Raw genomic sequence first — 17,044 nt, forward strand, 5'->3', positions numbered from 1 at the left:
CCAATTCCAAAAACATGAAAAAAATTTTACATGCCTTACTGCTGTTCCTGGCCATCGCAGGATACTCGCAGGAAACCCGAACCATTACGGGGATTATTTTAGATGAAGCTGACCAGCAGCCAATTCCTGGTGCTTCTATTTTTATCGAGAACAATTCGATCTCAAACAAAACTTCTCACGCCGGAATTATTCAGAGTGAAAGTATTGGAACGACGACAGATTTCGACGGTAAATTCCAATTAAAGATAGGTACAAAAGTTACTTCTTTGAGGGTTACTTTTATGGGGTACAAATCGTATACACTTGAATTAGATGGTCAAAAGAACTATACTATCAACTTAAAATCTGAAACTGCAAAACTTCAAGAAGTTGTAGTAACAGGTTACCAAAAAATTGAGAAAAGAAAACTTACTGCTGCGGTTTCCAAAATCGACATGGCAGCAATTCAGCAGACAGGGGTTTCGAGCATTGACCAATTATTAGTTGGACAAATTGCCGGAGTTGCTGTAAGTACTCCATCTGGAGCACCTGGAGCGCCTGCAAAAATTAGAATCAGGGGTACAGCTTCTCTTAATGGTACACAAGATCCTTTATGGGTATTGGACGGTTTGCCATTAGAAAGCAATGATGTTCCTAAAAACTTAGATAAAGACAACATCGACAATCTTACTAACTATTCTATCGCAGGTTTAAACCCTGATGATATTAAAGATATTACTATTCTTAAAGATGCAGCTGCAACTGCTATCTACGGTGCTCGTGCTGCAAATGGTGTTATCATCGTAACTACAAAAAAAGGACGTGCTGGTAAAATGGTAGTAAGTTTTAATACCAATACCTTTATTACACAAAGACCTGAATTTTCTAAGTTAAACTTAATGAACTCTAACGAAAAAGTTGATTTCGAACTTGGTCTTGCTTCACGTGATGATTTATCATATAGAACTACTAGTGGTGATATTGCTCGTATTCTTAATTCATCAAATGAATTAAACGCATACAGAAATGGAGGCTTCTCCGCTTTAAGCCCTGCTACACAACAATCTATCAATGCTTTAAGAGGAAACAATACTAACTGGGGTAACTTATTGTACCAAACTGCAATTAATACGCAGCACGGTTTAAGTTTATCTGGTGGTGGTGAAAAATCAGATTACTACTTCTCTTTAGGTTACTATGATGAGAAAGGTACAACTGTTGGAACTGGTTTCAAACGTTACAACTTAACATTAAAAAACAACTTTGAAATTACAGATAAATTTAAAGTAGGTGTTGGAATTTTTGGCGCAGAAAACAAAACTACATCTTACTTGACAGACATTAATGCGCAAACAAATATTGGAAATTATTCTAGAAACGTAAATCCATATTTAACTCCTTATAATGCAGACGGAAGTTATAAATACGACAGAGATGTTGTTGGACTAAGCAATGGTGATTATATCCCATTCAACTTTTTAGAAGAAAGAGAGAATACATCTAACGAGTTAAAAACAAGATCTGTAAAAGCGTTATTAGATGCTGAATATAAAGTAACTAAAGATTTAAAAGTAACTTCTCAGTTAGGTTTACAATTGGATAACACATCTAGTGAAAAATTTGCTGGTGCAGAAACGTACTATACAAGAACATACAAAGAAAGATCAAGATACTTTAGTGGTGGAAAACAAATGTATTTCCTTCCTACTGGCGGTATTATCCAAAATTCTAATACAGACTTCTTTCAGTACAACCTAAAAACGATGGTGAATTACTCTAAACGTATAGGTGAAAAACACGAAATCGAAGCCATGATCGGTAACGAGTTAAGAAGAAATTACAATACATATGTTTCAACAAAAGGTTTTGGTTTTAATGATAAAACCTTAACTACACAGCAAATTGTTTTCCCAAATGCTGGTTTTGCAAAGGAATCAGATTGGATCTCTTACGCTAAAACTAAAAATGAAAATGCTTTTGCATCGTTCTTTGCTACAGCAGCATATACTTATAATAAAAAATATAATGTTTTTGGAAGTGTTAGATACGACGGTTCAGATTTATTTGGTGTAGATCCTAAATACAAATACCTGCCATTATGGTCAACATCTGCGTCATGGACTGTTTCTGAAGAAGATTTCTTAAAAGACAATTTAACATTATCTAACTTAAGACTTCGTGCTTCTTACGGTTTACAAGGAAATATTGATAAAGGTACTTCTCCTTATGTAGTAGGTGCAAATAGTACAGCTACTATCCTTCCTGGTCAAACTGAACCTACTATTGTAGTGATAAGTCCTCCAAATGAAAAATTACGTTGGGAAAAAACTACAAATACAAACGTTGGTGCTGATATTGGATTATTTAACAACCGTATTAGTATCGTAACCGATTATTATACCAGAAAAAGTACTGATTTAATTGGTTCAAGAGCACTTCCATTAGAAAATGGTTACGAATATACAAACATGAACTGGGCACAAGTAAGCAACAAAGGTTACGAAATCACTTTGTCTACAAGAAATATTGATCGTCCTAATTTCTCATGGAACACAAGCTTCAACTTTTCTCACAACAAAAGTAATGTAGATCGTGTACAGGTACAAGACAACGCATTTTTACCAAGTTTAGAAGGTCGTCCTGTAAATTCTGTATTTGGATTTAAAACAAATGGTGTTGACGAAAATGGTTACCCATTATTTGTAAACAAAAAAGGAGAAACTGTAAATGCTCAAACATTCTTTAGTTTATATGATGATTTAGCAGATATTGTTTTCCCTGGAATATCTTCAGATACAAGATTATCTCCTGCTGAATTTAGAGAGTTATTTACCTATTTAGGAGACAGAGATCCTAAATTTACAGGAGGTCTAACAAACAGCTTCAAAGTACGTAATTTTGACCTTACTGTGGCTGCTTCTTTTAACATCAAACAAACAGTTACAAGAACTCCTCCTTACAACGGAACACAAGTTGACAGAGGACAAAATTACAGTAGAGATATTTTAAATGCCTCTTCTCCAACAAACACTTCATCTAATTTACCTGGAATTGTAAGTGAAACTGGCGGAACAGGAGATTCTTGGATGGCATATCAATATTTTTCAGGAAAAAATGCGATCCAAACGATGAACTACTTAGATACTTGGGCTAGCGAAATGAGCTATATGAGATTAAGCAGTGTGCGTTTAGGATATACATTTCCTAAAACATTTACAGATCATCTTAACATTCAAAGCATCAGATTTAATGTTGAGGCTAGAAACTTATTCGTAATTAGTTCTGATTACAAAGGTTACTTTGACCCAGAAACTTTCGGAAACATTTATGCACAACCAGTTCCTAAATCATACACTTTAGGATGTAATGTTACTTTCTAATAAAAATAAAAGATGAAAAAATTCTCAAAATATATATTACTTTTTGCTGCCGCTTTAACAGCAGCAAGCTGCGATGACTATCTAGACATTACACCTGTTGGTAGAGTTATTCCTGAAACTTTAGAAGAATACCGTGCTGTTCTGACATCTGGTTATGTTGCATATCCAGAGCACAAATCATTAACTGCTGTCCGCACAGATGAATTAAAAATGGAAGAGACAGCACAAGAGATCACAGTCTATAAAGATATATTTATCTGGAAAGACGTAAATCCAGATCGTATTACTACAACTTTTCAATACCAGGATTTATACAGCGCTATTTTTTACGCTAACGTAGTGATTAATGAAGCTGCTCCAAAATTACCAGCATCTGCTGAAAAAGATCAGTTAATTGGAGAGGCTTATGCCTTAAGAGCAATGGCTTTTTTCGACTTAGTTAATTTATTTTCAAAACCTTACAACCCTGCAACATCAGGTTCTGATAAAGGAGTTCCGTTGGCACTAGAAATAGATTTAGAGCAAACATTTCCTTCTCAGAGTGTAGAAGCGGTTTACAATCAAATTATTTCTGATACTCAAAAAGCAGAAAATTTATTAAACGTAAACACACAGACAAAAGGTTTAAACTACCGTTTCTCAAAAGCTGCTATATACAGTTTAGAAAGCCGTGTGTACTTATACATGCAGCAATGGCAAAAATCTCAGGATGCTGCCGACAAAGCTTTAGCGATAAACAGCACTTTGGTTGATTTAAAAGCGACACCTGTATTGGCTACAAAATACGATTCAAAAGAATCTATTCTGGCTCTTGAAGATGGCTACATCAATAGTATTAAATTATTATCTTTTGCTTCAGACGATTTATTAGCAGCATACAACAAAACAACAGATTTACGTTTCCCTATTTACTTTATAGCAGATGGAAGTAATTTCATTATTCAAAAAGGAGGAAATGATGATCAAAAATGTTCATTCAGAACAGCTGAATTGTATTTGACAAAAGCAGAGACTTCATTAAAATTAAACAATCTTAATGATGCTAAAACTACTCTTTTAAACTTTGTTGAAAAAAGATATACAACTGCAGGTTACAATCAAATCGTTGCTTCTGTAAATGCAATGAATGCTGCAGATTTAACAACTTTTATTGCTGATGAAAGACAACGTGAATTCGCTGTAGAAGGACACCGTTGGTTTGATTTGAGAAGAACTACTCAAAAACAAATCATTCACAACTATAGAGGTCAAGATTATACTTTGATGCAAAATGATCCACGTTATACCATTATTGTTCCGGCAAATGTGAGATTAAACAATCCCAATCTATAAGTTACCTATTGTTTTTTTTAAAAGAGTCCAGCCCAAAAGCTGGGCTCTTTTTTATTTATAAAGATCCAAATCAAACTTTTGCGAACGAATTTGCATAAAACAATTACTAGACTATATTTGCAAAATGATTGAGGGTTTGTAACGAACGCTTAAAATCATCCAAAACCAGAAATAAGCGCAAATGAAAATTGTAATTGTCGAAGACGAATATCTTGCTTCCAGCTATCTAAAATCTATTTTAGAACAGCAAGACATTTTGCAGATAAGCGAAATAACAGTTTTAAAATCAATAAAAGAAGCCGTTACTTTTTTTAGCGAAAACAGAATTGATCTGGCTTTTATGGACATTCATTTGGGTGATGGAAAAAGTCTCGAAATCTTCGAAAAAACCATCGTCTCCTGCCCTGTCATTTTTGTTACCGCTTACGACTCATACGCCATTTCGGTTTTCAAACACTTTACAATTGATTATCTTTTAAAACCTTTTGAAGAACAGGAATTACTAGAAGCCCTTTCAAAATTCAAAAAAATCAAAGACAGTTTTAACAGCGATGCTACTCTTCAATCTTTGGTTGCAATCGAAAATCCTGAAAATACCAAAATACAGCGTCATTTTTTGGTCAATCACGGTTATAAACTTATTTCTATAAACGATTCAGAAATCACGTATTTTGCTGCTACAGGAAAACACCTTTTTATTCATGTACAATCGGGAAACAGTTATTTGTACAATAATACCCTTACCGACATCATAAATAGTCTCGATCCGTTTTATTTTTTCAAAATAAATCGAAAATATATTGTGCACAGAAACATCATAAAAGAGGTCATAAAACATTCTGCGCAGAAAGTTGAATTGATTCTAACGGTTCCATCAACCGAAAATGACCCCATTTTGATCAGTAAAAAAGAGATTAATAATTTCAAAAACTGGCTCGATCAGTAATTTAAAACTATAATTCTTCTTAAAATTTGGATTTTCAGAAATGGCTAAAAACTGAATTATTCCTAAATTGTGATTTAAAATCTGTCTAAAAAATACTAAAAACGTTTTAAAACGTTAAAAAAGCGTTATAAGAATCATAAAACTGCGCTACAGAGCCCGTACGTTAACATTTCTTTTTTGGTTTATTCTTTATCTTTGAGAAACAAACATCAAATGAAAAAGAAAAATGCCACATATACGATTTTATCCAAACGAAGAATTTAAAGAAATAGAAATAAATGCCTCACTACAATTACGATACGCAATTTCAAACCGAGGCCGATTAATAAGTTTTACTGACGAAATAGAAACAGGACGTCTTCTCAAAGGCGGTTTAAGCGATGGTTACCCAACCTTTCGATTCAAAGTAAAAAAAGACGACAAAATCGTTAACAAATACCTCTTCCTTTACAAATTAGTAGCACAATATTTTTTACCAAAACAATCTGAAGACCAAACTTATGTTCTTCATTTAGATTACGTGCGAAGCAATGATGATGTAAATAATTTACGCTGGGCAACCAAACAGGAAATGATGGCTCACAGCCGTAAAAGTCCGCGCGTTATTCAGGCGAAAAAAAATCTTATCGAACACAATCTTAAAGCCGACGGACGAAAATTGACTACCACTAAAGTAATGTTAATCAAGAAAATCCTTGCTCGCCCAGAACAAAAAACACGTCTTAAAATGATCGCAAAACAATTTGGCGTAAGTGAAATGCAGATCAGAAGAATTGCCAGCGGAGAAAACTGGGGGCATGTGAAGGTTTAATTTTGTTTCAAGTTTGAAAGTTCAAGTTTCAAGTTGTTAAGTAATGTAAAACTTAGCTAATTCGGAGCGTACAAAAAATAGTTTGCCACGAATTACACAAATTTCCACTAATTACTATAAAATTCGTGTTGATTCGTGTAATTCGTGGCAAAAGCATTTTAGTCAAAAACTCAAAACCTGAAACTTATAATTCTTGGAATTCGAGGCGGAAAACGTTTTCGGTCAAAAACTTAAAACCTTAAACTTGAAACAAAAAAAAACAAACCCGAAAAATTAAAATAAATCCTTAAATTCGCAAGCACAAATAACAAAAGAATAAATCGGAAAATGAGTTTCGGAGATATAATCTCATTTTTCGGTAGTTAATACTAAAAACCAAAAAAATGAAATACGACGTTATTGTTTTAGGAAGTGGTCCTGGAGGATATGTTACAGCAATTAGAGCTTCACAACTAGGCTTTAAAGTAGCTGTAGTAGAAAAAGAAAACTTAGGTGGTGTATGTTTAAACTGGGGATGTATCCCAACAAAAGCATTACTAAAATCAGCTCAGGTTTTTGATTACTTAAAGCACGCTTCTGATTACGGATTGAAAGTTTCTGAATTCGATAAAGATTTTCCAGCAGTAATTCAACGCAGCCGTGGAGTTGCAGAAGGAATGAGCAAAGGAGTTCAGTTTTTAATGAAAAAAAACAAAATTGACGTTATTGAAGGTTTTGGAAAACTAAAACCAGGAAAAAAACTTGACGTTACTGATAAAGATAATAAAGTTACAGAATACAGCGCTGATCACATTATCATCGCAACTGGAGCTCGCTCTCGCGAATTGCCAAACTTACCACAAGACGGTGTAAAAGTAATTGGTTACCGTCAGGCAATGACATTGCCGACACAGCCAAAATCTATGATTATTGTAGGTTCTGGAGCAATCGGAGTTGAGTTCGCTCACTTCTATAACTCAATGGGAACAGACGTAACTATTGTAGAATTTATGCCAAACATTGTTCCTGTAGAAGACGAAGACGTTTCTAAACAAATGGAGCGTTCTATGAAGAAAGCGGGTGTAAAAATCATGACTAACTCTTCTGTAGAGAAAATTGATACTTCTGGAAACGGAGTAAAAGCAACTGTAAAAACAGCAAAAGGAGAAGAAATTCTTGAAGCTGACATCGTACTTTCTGCGGTTGGAATCAAAACAAACATCGAAAACATCGGATTAGAAGAAGTTGGTATTGCTGTTGACAGAGATAAAATCTTAGTAAACGCTTACAACCAAACTAACATTCCAGGATACTACGCAATTGGAGACGTTACTCCAGGTCAGGCTTTAGCTCACGTTGCTTCTGCTGAAGGAATTAACTGTGTTGAAAAAATCAAAGGTTTACACGTAGACCCAATCGATTACGGAAATATTCCTGGTTGTACTTATGCAACTCCAGAAATCGCTTCTGTAGGTTTAACAGAAAAACAAGCAAAAGAAAAAGGTTACGATGTAAAAATCGGTAAATTCCCATTCTCTGCTTCAGGAAAAGCAAAAGCTGCCGGAGCTGCAGACGGATTCGTAAAAGTAATCTTCGATGCTAAATACGGAGAATGGTTAGGATGCCACATGATTGGTGCTGGCGTTACAGATATGATTGCTGAGGCAGTTGTAGCTCGTAAACTAGAAACTACTGGTCACGAAATCTTAAAAGCAATCCACCCTCACCCAACAATGAGTGAGGCAGTTATGGAAGCTGTTGCAGATGCTTACGGCGAAGTAATTCACTTGTAAAAATATACAATGTAAAGGTTCCCCTTTACGGAGTTATATATAATTTTCAATTTATAAAATCCGATTTGCGAAAGTGAATCGGATTTTTTTATTCTAGGAAACGAAAATGTAAACTACGCAATAAAAATCTTTGTCAAAGTTTTAAACTTTGACAAAGATAATCGCGAAATCGCTACGTAAATATGTTGAATTTTTGTCCTTTGAAATAGTCCTTAAATTACTTTTGTATATTTGATTACATTTCATCTTTAAAAAATTATCTATTGACCACTATTTATTTAATTTTCTAATTGACTAATTTTCTAATTATCTAATTAAAAAAAAATGACCACCGACATTATAGAAGTAAACAATTTTATCGTACTCATCGAGCAGTCCAATTCTGATAAAGAGTTTGTACAAAGATGTGAGATTGACGGCGATGCAGTTGGTTTTGCTTTTTATGGTTCCGGAAATGTCGAATTAGAAATTAAACACAACGACCAGACAAAATATTTAACGAACACAACGGGTTTGGCAATTTCATTTTTCGGAAATCAAAAAGTTGGTTTTGCCCATAAAATTGCACCTGAAAAGCCTTTACAATCCATTAGTATTTTTGCTAAGCTCAAAACTATTCAGAATTTACCTCAGACAGAAAAAGAGATTTTCGAGAAACAATTGCCCGAATTGGTCAATCCAAACTCTCATTTTGTAAAAGGCCCTACTCTCTTTATGACTTTAGAAATGCAATTGGCTGTTCAAAAAGTATTTAATACTACTTACACAGGCAACACGAGACTGCTATTTCTAAAAAGTCAGGTGAATGAATTATTGGCACATTATTTTGCACTTTTATCCAGCGAAAAGAAAACAGATTTGACAGAAAAAGACAAAGAAAAACTTTTTCAGGCCAAAGATATTGTGAGTACCAATTATTCTAAACCACCAACAATAACAGAATTATCCAAACTGATTGGCCTGAACAGCAGTAAATTAAAAAAGAATTTTAAAGACCTATTCGGAATTCCTGTTTACAAATTCATTCATGAAGAACGTCTTAATAAAGCGTACGAATTACTTTGTAACAGCGAAAAAACAGTACAAGAAACCGCTTGGGACGTAGGTTACGAAAGTTTAAGTTCGTTCTCAAACGCCTTTCAGAAAAAATTCGGATCGAGACCAAACGAAGTCAAAAAACAATTCTTTTCAAACAAATCTTAATTCCTTTCAGACAAATGTTTTGATAATGATGTGTGCAACTTTGCATCATCATTAATTAAAAAACATTCATCATGAAAACAAACAACATTTTAGTAATCGGCGGTAACGGAAAAACAGGCCGACGTGTTGCACAATTACTAGCGAAAAAAGAAAATGTCAAAATCAGCATTGGCTCAAGAACTGCGGACATTCCTTTTGATTGGGAAAATCCAGAAACTTGGTCACCTGTTCTAAAAAATATTGACAGCGTCTATATTACTTTTCAACCCGATTTAGCGATTCCTTCTGCGCCAGAAACGATTCAAAAATTTACACTCTTGGCCACAAAACTTGGTGTAGAAAAAATGGTTTTACTTTCTGGAAGAGGCGAAAAAGAAGCGCAAGTCTGTGAAGAAATCGTAAAAGCTACAGCTCAGAAATGGACTATTGTTAGAGCATCTTGGTTTAATCAAAACTTTAGCGAAAGCTTCTTTTTAGAACCAATTTTAGCTGGATTTGTGGCGCTTCCAAAAGCAGATGTCCTAGAACCTTTTGTAGACGCTGATGACATTGCTGAAGTTGTTACAGAAGCACTTTTAAACGAAAAACATAACGGACAAACTTATGAGTTAACAGGGCCGCGTTTGCTTACTTTTAAAAATGCTGTTGCCGAAATAGCAAAAATTACTGAGAAAGAAATCATTTTTCAATCATTAGAATTAGATGAATATCTAAATATGCTTCGCAAATATCAAATTCCTGAAGATGAAATCTGGCTGATCAATTATTTATTCGCAGAAGTTTTGGATGGAAGAAATTCGATCATTACAAATGATATTGAAAAAGTTTTAGGACGAAAAGCAGCCGATTTTTCAGCATACGTTCAAAAAACGGCAAAAAGTGGTATTTGGAATGAAATAAATCAGTTATCATGAATTATTTAAGAGCTGTTTTATCAGGAATAATTCTCTGGATTTCTGTTGCTGTAACCTTTTTTATCTTAGAACATACCCCAATTATAAAAGATTCACTAAATATACAAACTGTAATAATCTGTCTTTTTATTATTTTCTATTCGTCAATTGGAGCTTCATTTTATTATAAAAAATCTATTTCGATCTCTGGATTTCAAGTTGGTGTGATTATGTCTCTCACAGCAATTTTATTAGACGCTTTGGTATTTGTTCCTTTAGTAGAAATTCCGAAAGGCAATACCTATCAGGATTTTTTCAGCAATCCATTATTATGGATTCTCGCGATTTTAAATATAGTAACAGTATATTTTTATTCGAAAACAAAATTAAAAATCAACTAAAAAACCAGCATCCGGATTGTATTAGCAATCCGGATTTTTTTATAAAAGCAAAACTTACAAGTTATTAACATTCGAAGTAAAATAAATATCGAAAACTTGACGCGGAAATGCTTAGATATTCTTACAGAATACTTATTTTTATTCCGTATAAATAAGTTATGTTATAGTGATGAAACTCCCTTTTATAGAAATAATCGAAGCCACAACAAAAGATCCAAACTTATTAATGTGGAAATTTTATGATGAAGATAAAGAAATTAAGAACGGAGCTAAGCTGACTGTTCGCGAAAGCCAGCAGGTTATGCTTTTAAACGAAGGCCAATTGGCAGATGTTTACTCGCCTGGACTTCATACTTTATCTACAGAAAATATTCCTATTCTAAGCAGATTAAAAGGCTGGAAATACGGATTTGAAAGTCCGTTTAAAGTCGATGTTTACTTTTTCAACACCCATCAATTTATCAATAACAAATGGGGAACTCCTGCTCCTATTTTGATGAATGATCCACAGTTTGGACAAATCAGAATTCGTGCTTTTGGAAGTTTTGATATTAAAATTGTAGACGTTGCTAAATTCTTCACACAATATGCTGGAACTTATGAGCAGTTAACCATTTTTGAACTCCAAAATCAATTAAGAGATTTTGTGGCTCCAAAATTTGGAGAAGTGCTCGCAAACGAAAACATTACGATTACAGATGTCGCGGGAAATATTACGCAATTAGGCAAGAAAATAGAACCGTATTTAAAGCCCTATTTTTCGCAATTCGGAATAGAATTAACGCAATTTATCATCACAAGTGTGACGCTTCCAGAAGAAGTTACCGCGCATTTTGATAAAATTACGAATATGAATATGGTTACCGATATGGATAAATTTACCAAATTCAATACAGCAACTGCCATTGGCGACAAAGGAACCGCTCTTCATGATGCCACTCAAAATGCATTGAGCATGGGAATTCTTTTAAATCAGTTACAGCAAAGCAAAGAAACTCCAAAGCAGGAAACTGCAGATGATTTGACTTCTAAACTTCAAAAATTAAAAACTCTTTTTGATGCTGGTTTAATAGATGAAGACGAGTTTAAAACTAAGAAAACAGAACTTTTAAGCCAATTGTAATGGAAGAGAAAAAAGTGAGTTCGTTATTAGATAAACTGAAGCAGAAAGCTCAAAACCAAACTAATTACGGCGGTGAAACAGAAATGACAGAAGCTAAAATGAATACAAAAGACTGTCCAAACTGTGGTGCCGGAAGAGCTAAACAAGACGGAGTAACACATTGCGCTTACTGCGGATTTGAGTTTTTGAGCGTCAAACTTACAGACGGAATTTATATCAAAAAAGAAGATAATTCAATTTAAAAAAATCATACAGCGTGTTCGGATTATTCAATAAATCAAAAGGTAAAGAAAACGAAGAAACATTTCCAGAATGGTATGCAGAACTTCAGGAATCACAACAAAGATGGTTTAGTTTTTTGGAAAAACTAGAAGCAAAAATGGAAGAATTTGCCACGGCAGCCATTCCAGAGCTTAAAGAAATACTGCAAAGTGACGACGATTTGTATAAACGAACTTTTCATAGAGTTTACTCTGGTGTCAATGGTCAATTATCAAATACCCGAGAAAAAGCAAGGGAAACTTATGACGAAAAAATACTTAGTGTTTATTACAATTATAATTCACAAATTTCCGTTTTAAGCAAACATCATGATTTGGTTTCCGATTTTAGAAATGCTTGTTCTGATCGTTATGAGGAATTTGAAAACAAATATGAATTTTGGAGAAACCAAATTGAGAAAACTCAGGAACGTGATCTTGAAGTAGAATATCAAAAAATATTAGACGAATATGAAGCTATTAAAAACAAATTCAACTGTACACAATGCGGCGGCGCTATTGAGATAGAGAAAATTTTCTTGATCGAAACGTATATTTTGTGCCCGTATTGCCAGACACAGAATACATTCGCGCCAAGCACGCAGGCGAGAAATCTGCAAAATATTGCCCGCGGACTTGCTGAACAAAGAACAGCGCATTTGTATGAAGAATTTGAAAGAGAAAGTATAAAGGAGCGTGAATTGTACCATCAGCGTCATGAATTGAGTCTGAGTAAAATTCACGAAAGTGATAAAAAAATACTGAACGAAATTCAGGCAAAAATGGACGATTTAGAAGAACAAAGGCAATTTGTTATTAAAAATGCGCCGAGACTCAATCAGATTTATTTGAGAGCGATGTATGACGAATGGAATAAAATCACGCCCGATTTAAAAGAGCACAACGAAAAAATGTATCAAAATCAAATACCCCATCTATAATTTATTAACCCTTAAAAATCAAACAATGTTTAAAAAAATTTTTGGCGCTCTAACTGGCGACAGCAAACAGGAAAATGAAAATTTTGAAGCGCAGACTTCAAATAATAATTATGAAAATGATTATGAAGATGAATACACAGAAGTAGAATACGATCCTGAAACTTTACACGGAACACATTATACGGTTGAGGATTTTGATGCAGAGGTTGCTGAAAGAGCCGAAGCTTGGATTGCAGACGAACGCGCAAACGGAGAGAATGTTCACGAAAAAGATATTCAGAACATTTATTTTAATTACAGAAGAGCGGTTTATACTGAATGGAACAACTGCGATTCTGACCAAATGATTCGTTTTGAACACGCTAATTCATTAAAATACACAGGAATCCAAACTTCTGGTTTTGTAAAAGTAGATGATAATAATCCATTTTTAGAGCCTGTTCACGGTGTAGATTTAAGAACTTATACTGCAATGTGTTTAAAAATAAGCGCTGGAATCGATTATCTTGAAGTTTGTAAAGCAATGGGATTTGAACCAGTTGTTTGGGAAGAATTAAACACAATCTGGCCGCAGCGTATGGGCGAAGATACTTCGTTTACTGTTACGACTTTGTTCGGACAGTATTATGCTGAAAACGTAACAGTTCCTCAATTAGAAAACTTAAAAGCTGCAATTTCGGAAGAAGGACAAGCAAATCTGGATAGAATAAAAACGGATCGTTATTTCTACGAAGAACTTGCTGGTGCTAGACAAGCGGCTTACGAATACGGAATTGACGGAGCACAATGGATTTTGGATAATTTCGGAATTAATTTAGCCGATTTTCAATCAGTTGCTATGCAATGGATGACAGAGCAAAACCAAAATTGGAATTCTGAAGATATTATGGAATTTTCTAATTATCAACAGGAAAAACAAAAAGAATATGCTGCAAAATTTGCTGCAGAACAAGGAGGAAATATCGCAGACGATGTGAATTTCTAAATTGAATTCTTTTCAAATAAAACTAAATCCGATTTGAAGACAGATCGGATTTTTTATGTAAATTAAAGGTTGTTTTTAATTGATTTGTTTCACGAAATAAATCAATTCTACAAGCTTTAAAAAGATCAAAAAATAAAAATTATATAAAATCAGGAATTATGTCAGACACAAAAATATTCTACGCCGACGGAGAAAATCCAAAAATGATCGAAGCTTATAAAAAAGCACAAGAAACTTTTAAATATTTCTGGAGAGAGCTTTCTTGGGAATACCGCAGAATTATTCCCGGACTGGATGTCGCGTGTGTAAAACTCGCTTTTACGCAAGATATAGACGGCGAAACTGTGGTAGAACATATGTGGATTAACGATGTAAATTTTGACGGAGAAACTATTTACGGTGTTTTGGTAAATGATCCTGATGAATTAACGAATGTAAATAACGGAGACGAAATCGCAATCCCGATTGACCAAATCAGCGATTGGCTGTTTGCGAGTCAGGGAAAAACATACGGAGCGTTTACCATACAGGCGATGCGTTCTGAAATGAGCGATGAAGAAAGAGCCTCTCACGATGATGCTTGGGGATTAGAATTTGGCGATTTTAATGATATTCAGGTTGTTTTTGAACAAAAAGAAAAAGCAGAAAATCTTGAAGAACATCCGATGAGCAAGAATATGAAAGAAAGTCTGATCGAATTTCTAAAAGAAAATCCGTCAGAAATAAATTCTCAGGACGAATTGGGTTACACTTTTTTACACCGTGAAGCTATTGCAGGAAATAGTACATCGGTTGAAATTTTACTACAATCTGGAGCCGATAAAAATGCTCAAAATCACGTTGGCAAGACGCCGCTGGATTACGCTAAAGAATTTAATTGGGAACATTTGATTCCATTATTTTAATTAATTAAACAATAAAAAATGGCAAATTCTTTTTATTCTCACCTGGCTTTTATTGGTCCTGAATCAAATGCATCGATTTCTGTTTTAAAAGAATATTTAGATGCTTTTTACGAAGATCCAGAAGATGGCACCCAAACAGAGATTGTTCTGGAAAACAATCAGATTACAATTACTTTTGACGATGGATATAATTTTTATATTTATTTAGCACAAGAAGAGCATGTAAATGTAGAAGCGGTAGAACTTGCAGATTTCAACTCCGAAGATTACAATGAAAATCCTTTTGACGCAGCTAAACTTAGAGCTTCTACAAAACGATTTGAAATTTGGGGAGATGAAGATTTTGACATGGATTATTTTAATGACAGTCTTTTTATATTAGAACAGATTGAGAAATTTAATGACATTATTATCTTCCAAAATCATTAACATTTTTAGATACATTTTAAATCCGATTTGCAGTGACAAGTCGGATTTTTTATTTTAAAAGCATTTTATTTTAATAACTTTAGAGGTAAATTCTATTATTATGAAAGAAATATTTATTGTTGAATTTCCTTCTAATCTTGGGCTAAAAGAACCTCAAGCGGGCAAAGAACCTGGTGTCAAAGATCTGCCGGACTGGCTGTGGAAACATAGTTTTCATAAAATCATTAATCCAAAAGACACTATAAGACTTGATGCGCCAAAATATTCGAATCATAAAGATTCCGAAACCAATATTCTAAATATAGATTCATTGGTTACTTATGCACGCGAACAAGCATATTTGTTAAACAATCTACTGACACAACATAAATTGCCGCTTATTATTGGGGGTGACTGCAGTATTCTTTTGGGGGCTGCAATTGCTTTAAAACAAAAAGGCAATTACGGATTGTTTTATCTAGACGGTCATACCGATTTTATGGATATTTCCCTCTCAGAAACGGGAGGTGTCGGCGGCATGATCGCTTCTATTGTCGCCGGAAAAGGACATGAAAAACTGACTAATATTTTAAATTTGTCTCCCTATATTCAAGAGGAAAATGTATGGTGCGTAGGAAATCGGGAGTATGATGACGAATACGAAAATGAAATTCGAAATGCAGCCGCCGTTTATGTAAGTCTAGAAGAGCTTCGAAAACAAGGAATAAAAGCTTGTGCAAAGAATTTTCTTTTGCAAGTCGAAAGTAAAAAACTGGACGGTTTCTGGCTTCACATTGATGTAGATGTTCTAAATGATCACATCATGCCGTGTGTGGACAGCAGAACACCTGACGGGCTTTCGTACGCAGAGTTTAATGAATTGCTTTCTTTTTTATTGGAAAGCAAAAAATTATCGGGACTTGAAATTACTATTTTAGATCCGGATTTGGATCCAGACGGAAAATATACGAAAGATTTTATTGCAAACTTTACAACTGTCTTTAATGCAGCGCTAAACGTGTGATTACTTGTGTAAATAAAAATAGAAATCCGATCTTCATTAGTAAATCGGTTTTTTTATATTCAGATCGCTTATTTAAAAACATAAACTTTTTCTTATATTTGGGTTTTAAAATATAGAAATGAATTATTTTATCTCGTTTAGAATTCAGAAACAATTCAAACTGATTTTGGGATGTTTTTTACTGCTTTTTTTAAATTCCTGTTATTCTTATAAAATTACCAATAAAGAATTTAGACATTTTAAAAACACTGATTCTAAAGAAACTGCGTATGTTTTGAATGCTTCTTTACAAAAAGAATATAAAATTTTAGAGCAGTCAAATTTGTTTAAAATTACCGAAGACAGTACCAAAACAGATTTAAAAATTAAACTATATCCGCTTCGAACTTATCCAAGCTGCGGTAATCCGCTTATGGCGCAGGTATTTACTTTGGGGCAGATGCCGGTATCACTTCCAAACAATTATGAATTCCAATACGACCAAATACGAAATGGAAAAACGACTTCCCAAAAAATCAATTTGGGAGTAACACAACGCTATTGGTTCTGGGACATCTTTACTTTTAATCGAAATTTCGAAAAAAAAGCAGGAAAGGTTTTATTGGGAGAATCCAAATTCAAACAAAAATAATCCCATTCAGAAAAAGACTCTTATTTATTTGAGAGTTCTTTAATAAAAAT

At 34.0% G+C, this 17,044-nt stretch carries 16 protein-coding genes; all 16 read left to right on the forward strand.

Features of this window, described 5'->3' with window-relative positions; all coding sequences use genetic code 11:
• The first annotated feature begins 14 nt into the window (after nucleotides 1–14).
• Nucleotides 15–3,359 carry a SusC/RagA family TonB-linked outer membrane protein gene (locus ACFSC2_RS06620; RefSeq protein ID WP_379817106.1) on the forward strand — a complete coding sequence of 1,115 codons (3,345 nt, stop codon included), beginning with the start codon at nucleotides 15–17 and terminating at the stop codon, nucleotides 3,357–3,359.
• Nucleotides 3,360–3,371: 12 nt separating this feature from the next.
• Entirely contained in the window at nucleotides 3,372–4,691 is a 1,320-nt protein-coding gene (locus ACFSC2_RS06625; RefSeq protein WP_379817105.1) for a RagB/SusD family nutrient uptake outer membrane protein, read from the forward strand.
• Between the two features lie 181 nt (nucleotides 4,692–4,872).
• The gene (locus ACFSC2_RS06630; RefSeq protein ID WP_379817104.1) at nucleotides 4,873–5,637 is read left to right on the forward strand and encodes a LytR/AlgR family response regulator transcription factor; all 765 of its coding nucleotides are present in this window, start codon (nucleotides 4,873–4,875) and stop codon (nucleotides 5,635–5,637) included.
• Nucleotides 5,638–5,863: 226 nt separating this feature from the next.
• The gene (locus ACFSC2_RS06635) at nucleotides 5,864–6,448 is read left to right on the forward strand and encodes an NUMOD4 domain-containing protein (RefSeq protein ID WP_379817103.1); all 585 of its coding nucleotides are present in this window, start codon (nucleotides 5,864–5,866) and stop codon (nucleotides 6,446–6,448) included.
• A 383-nt stretch (nucleotides 6,449–6,831) separates the two neighbouring features.
• Nucleotides 6,832–8,220 (forward strand): dihydrolipoyl dehydrogenase, encoded by a 1,389-nt coding sequence (gene lpdA, locus ACFSC2_RS06640; protein WP_379817102.1) that lies wholly within the window; start codon nucleotides 6,832–6,834, stop codon nucleotides 8,218–8,220.
• Between the two features lie 324 nt (nucleotides 8,221–8,544).
• Nucleotides 8,545–9,423, forward strand: a complete 879-nt coding sequence (locus ACFSC2_RS06645; protein ID WP_379817101.1) for a helix-turn-helix domain-containing protein — start codon at nucleotides 8,545–8,547, stop codon at nucleotides 9,421–9,423.
• Between the two features lie 71 nt (nucleotides 9,424–9,494).
• Complete coding sequence (locus ACFSC2_RS06650) at nucleotides 9,495–10,337, forward strand: Rossmann-fold NAD(P)-binding domain-containing protein (RefSeq protein WP_379817100.1); 843 nt, start codon at nucleotides 9,495–9,497, stop codon at nucleotides 10,335–10,337.
• The gene (locus ACFSC2_RS06655; RefSeq protein WP_379817099.1) at nucleotides 10,334–10,717 is read left to right on the forward strand and encodes a DUF5367 family protein; all 384 of its coding nucleotides are present in this window, start codon (nucleotides 10,334–10,336) and stop codon (nucleotides 10,715–10,717) included. The genes ACFSC2_RS06650 and ACFSC2_RS06655 overlap by 4 nt, the downstream gene beginning before the upstream one ends.
• 169 nt (nucleotides 10,718–10,886) lie before the next feature.
• Entirely contained in the window at nucleotides 10,887–11,840 is a 954-nt protein-coding gene (locus ACFSC2_RS06660) for an SPFH domain-containing protein (RefSeq protein WP_379817098.1), read from the forward strand.
• Complete coding sequence (locus tag ACFSC2_RS06665) at nucleotides 11,840–12,082, forward strand: Rcat domain-containing protein (protein ID WP_379817097.1); 243 nt, start codon at nucleotides 11,840–11,842, stop codon at nucleotides 12,080–12,082. Before ACFSC2_RS06660 ends, ACFSC2_RS06665 begins: the two co-directional genes overlap by 1 nt.
• Before the next feature lie 14 nt (nucleotides 12,083–12,096).
• Nucleotides 12,097–13,041 carry a hypothetical protein gene (locus ACFSC2_RS06670; protein ID WP_379817096.1) on the forward strand — a complete coding sequence of 315 codons (945 nt, stop codon included), beginning with the start codon at nucleotides 12,097–12,099 and terminating at the stop codon, nucleotides 13,039–13,041.
• Between the two features lie 25 nt (nucleotides 13,042–13,066).
• The gene (locus tag ACFSC2_RS06675; protein ID WP_379817095.1) at nucleotides 13,067–14,026 is read left to right on the forward strand and encodes a DUF6620 family protein; all 960 of its coding nucleotides are present in this window, start codon (nucleotides 13,067–13,069) and stop codon (nucleotides 14,024–14,026) included.
• A gap of 158 nt (nucleotides 14,027–14,184) precedes the next feature.
• Nucleotides 14,185–14,931 (forward strand): DUF2314 domain-containing protein, encoded by a 747-nt coding sequence (locus ACFSC2_RS06680; RefSeq protein WP_379817094.1) that lies wholly within the window; start codon nucleotides 14,185–14,187, stop codon nucleotides 14,929–14,931.
• Nucleotides 14,932–14,949: 18 nt separating this feature from the next.
• Nucleotides 14,950–15,360: a hypothetical protein gene (locus ACFSC2_RS06685; RefSeq protein WP_379817093.1), complete on the forward strand. Its 411-nt coding sequence runs from the start codon at nucleotides 14,950–14,952 to the stop codon at nucleotides 15,358–15,360.
• A 100-nt stretch (nucleotides 15,361–15,460) separates the two neighbouring features.
• Nucleotides 15,461–16,363: an arginase family protein gene (locus ACFSC2_RS06690; protein ID WP_379817092.1), complete on the forward strand. Its 903-nt coding sequence runs from the start codon at nucleotides 15,461–15,463 to the stop codon at nucleotides 16,361–16,363.
• A gap of 118 nt (nucleotides 16,364–16,481) precedes the next feature.
• The gene (locus ACFSC2_RS06695; protein ID WP_379817091.1) at nucleotides 16,482–16,994 is read left to right on the forward strand and encodes a hypothetical protein; all 513 of its coding nucleotides are present in this window, start codon (nucleotides 16,482–16,484) and stop codon (nucleotides 16,992–16,994) included.
• Nucleotides 16,995–17,044 lie beyond the last annotated feature (50 nt).

The organism is Flavobacterium artemisiae, from assembly GCF_042678225.1.
Classification (GTDB): domain Bacteria; phylum Bacteroidota; class Bacteroidia; order Flavobacteriales; family Flavobacteriaceae; genus Flavobacterium; species Flavobacterium artemisiae.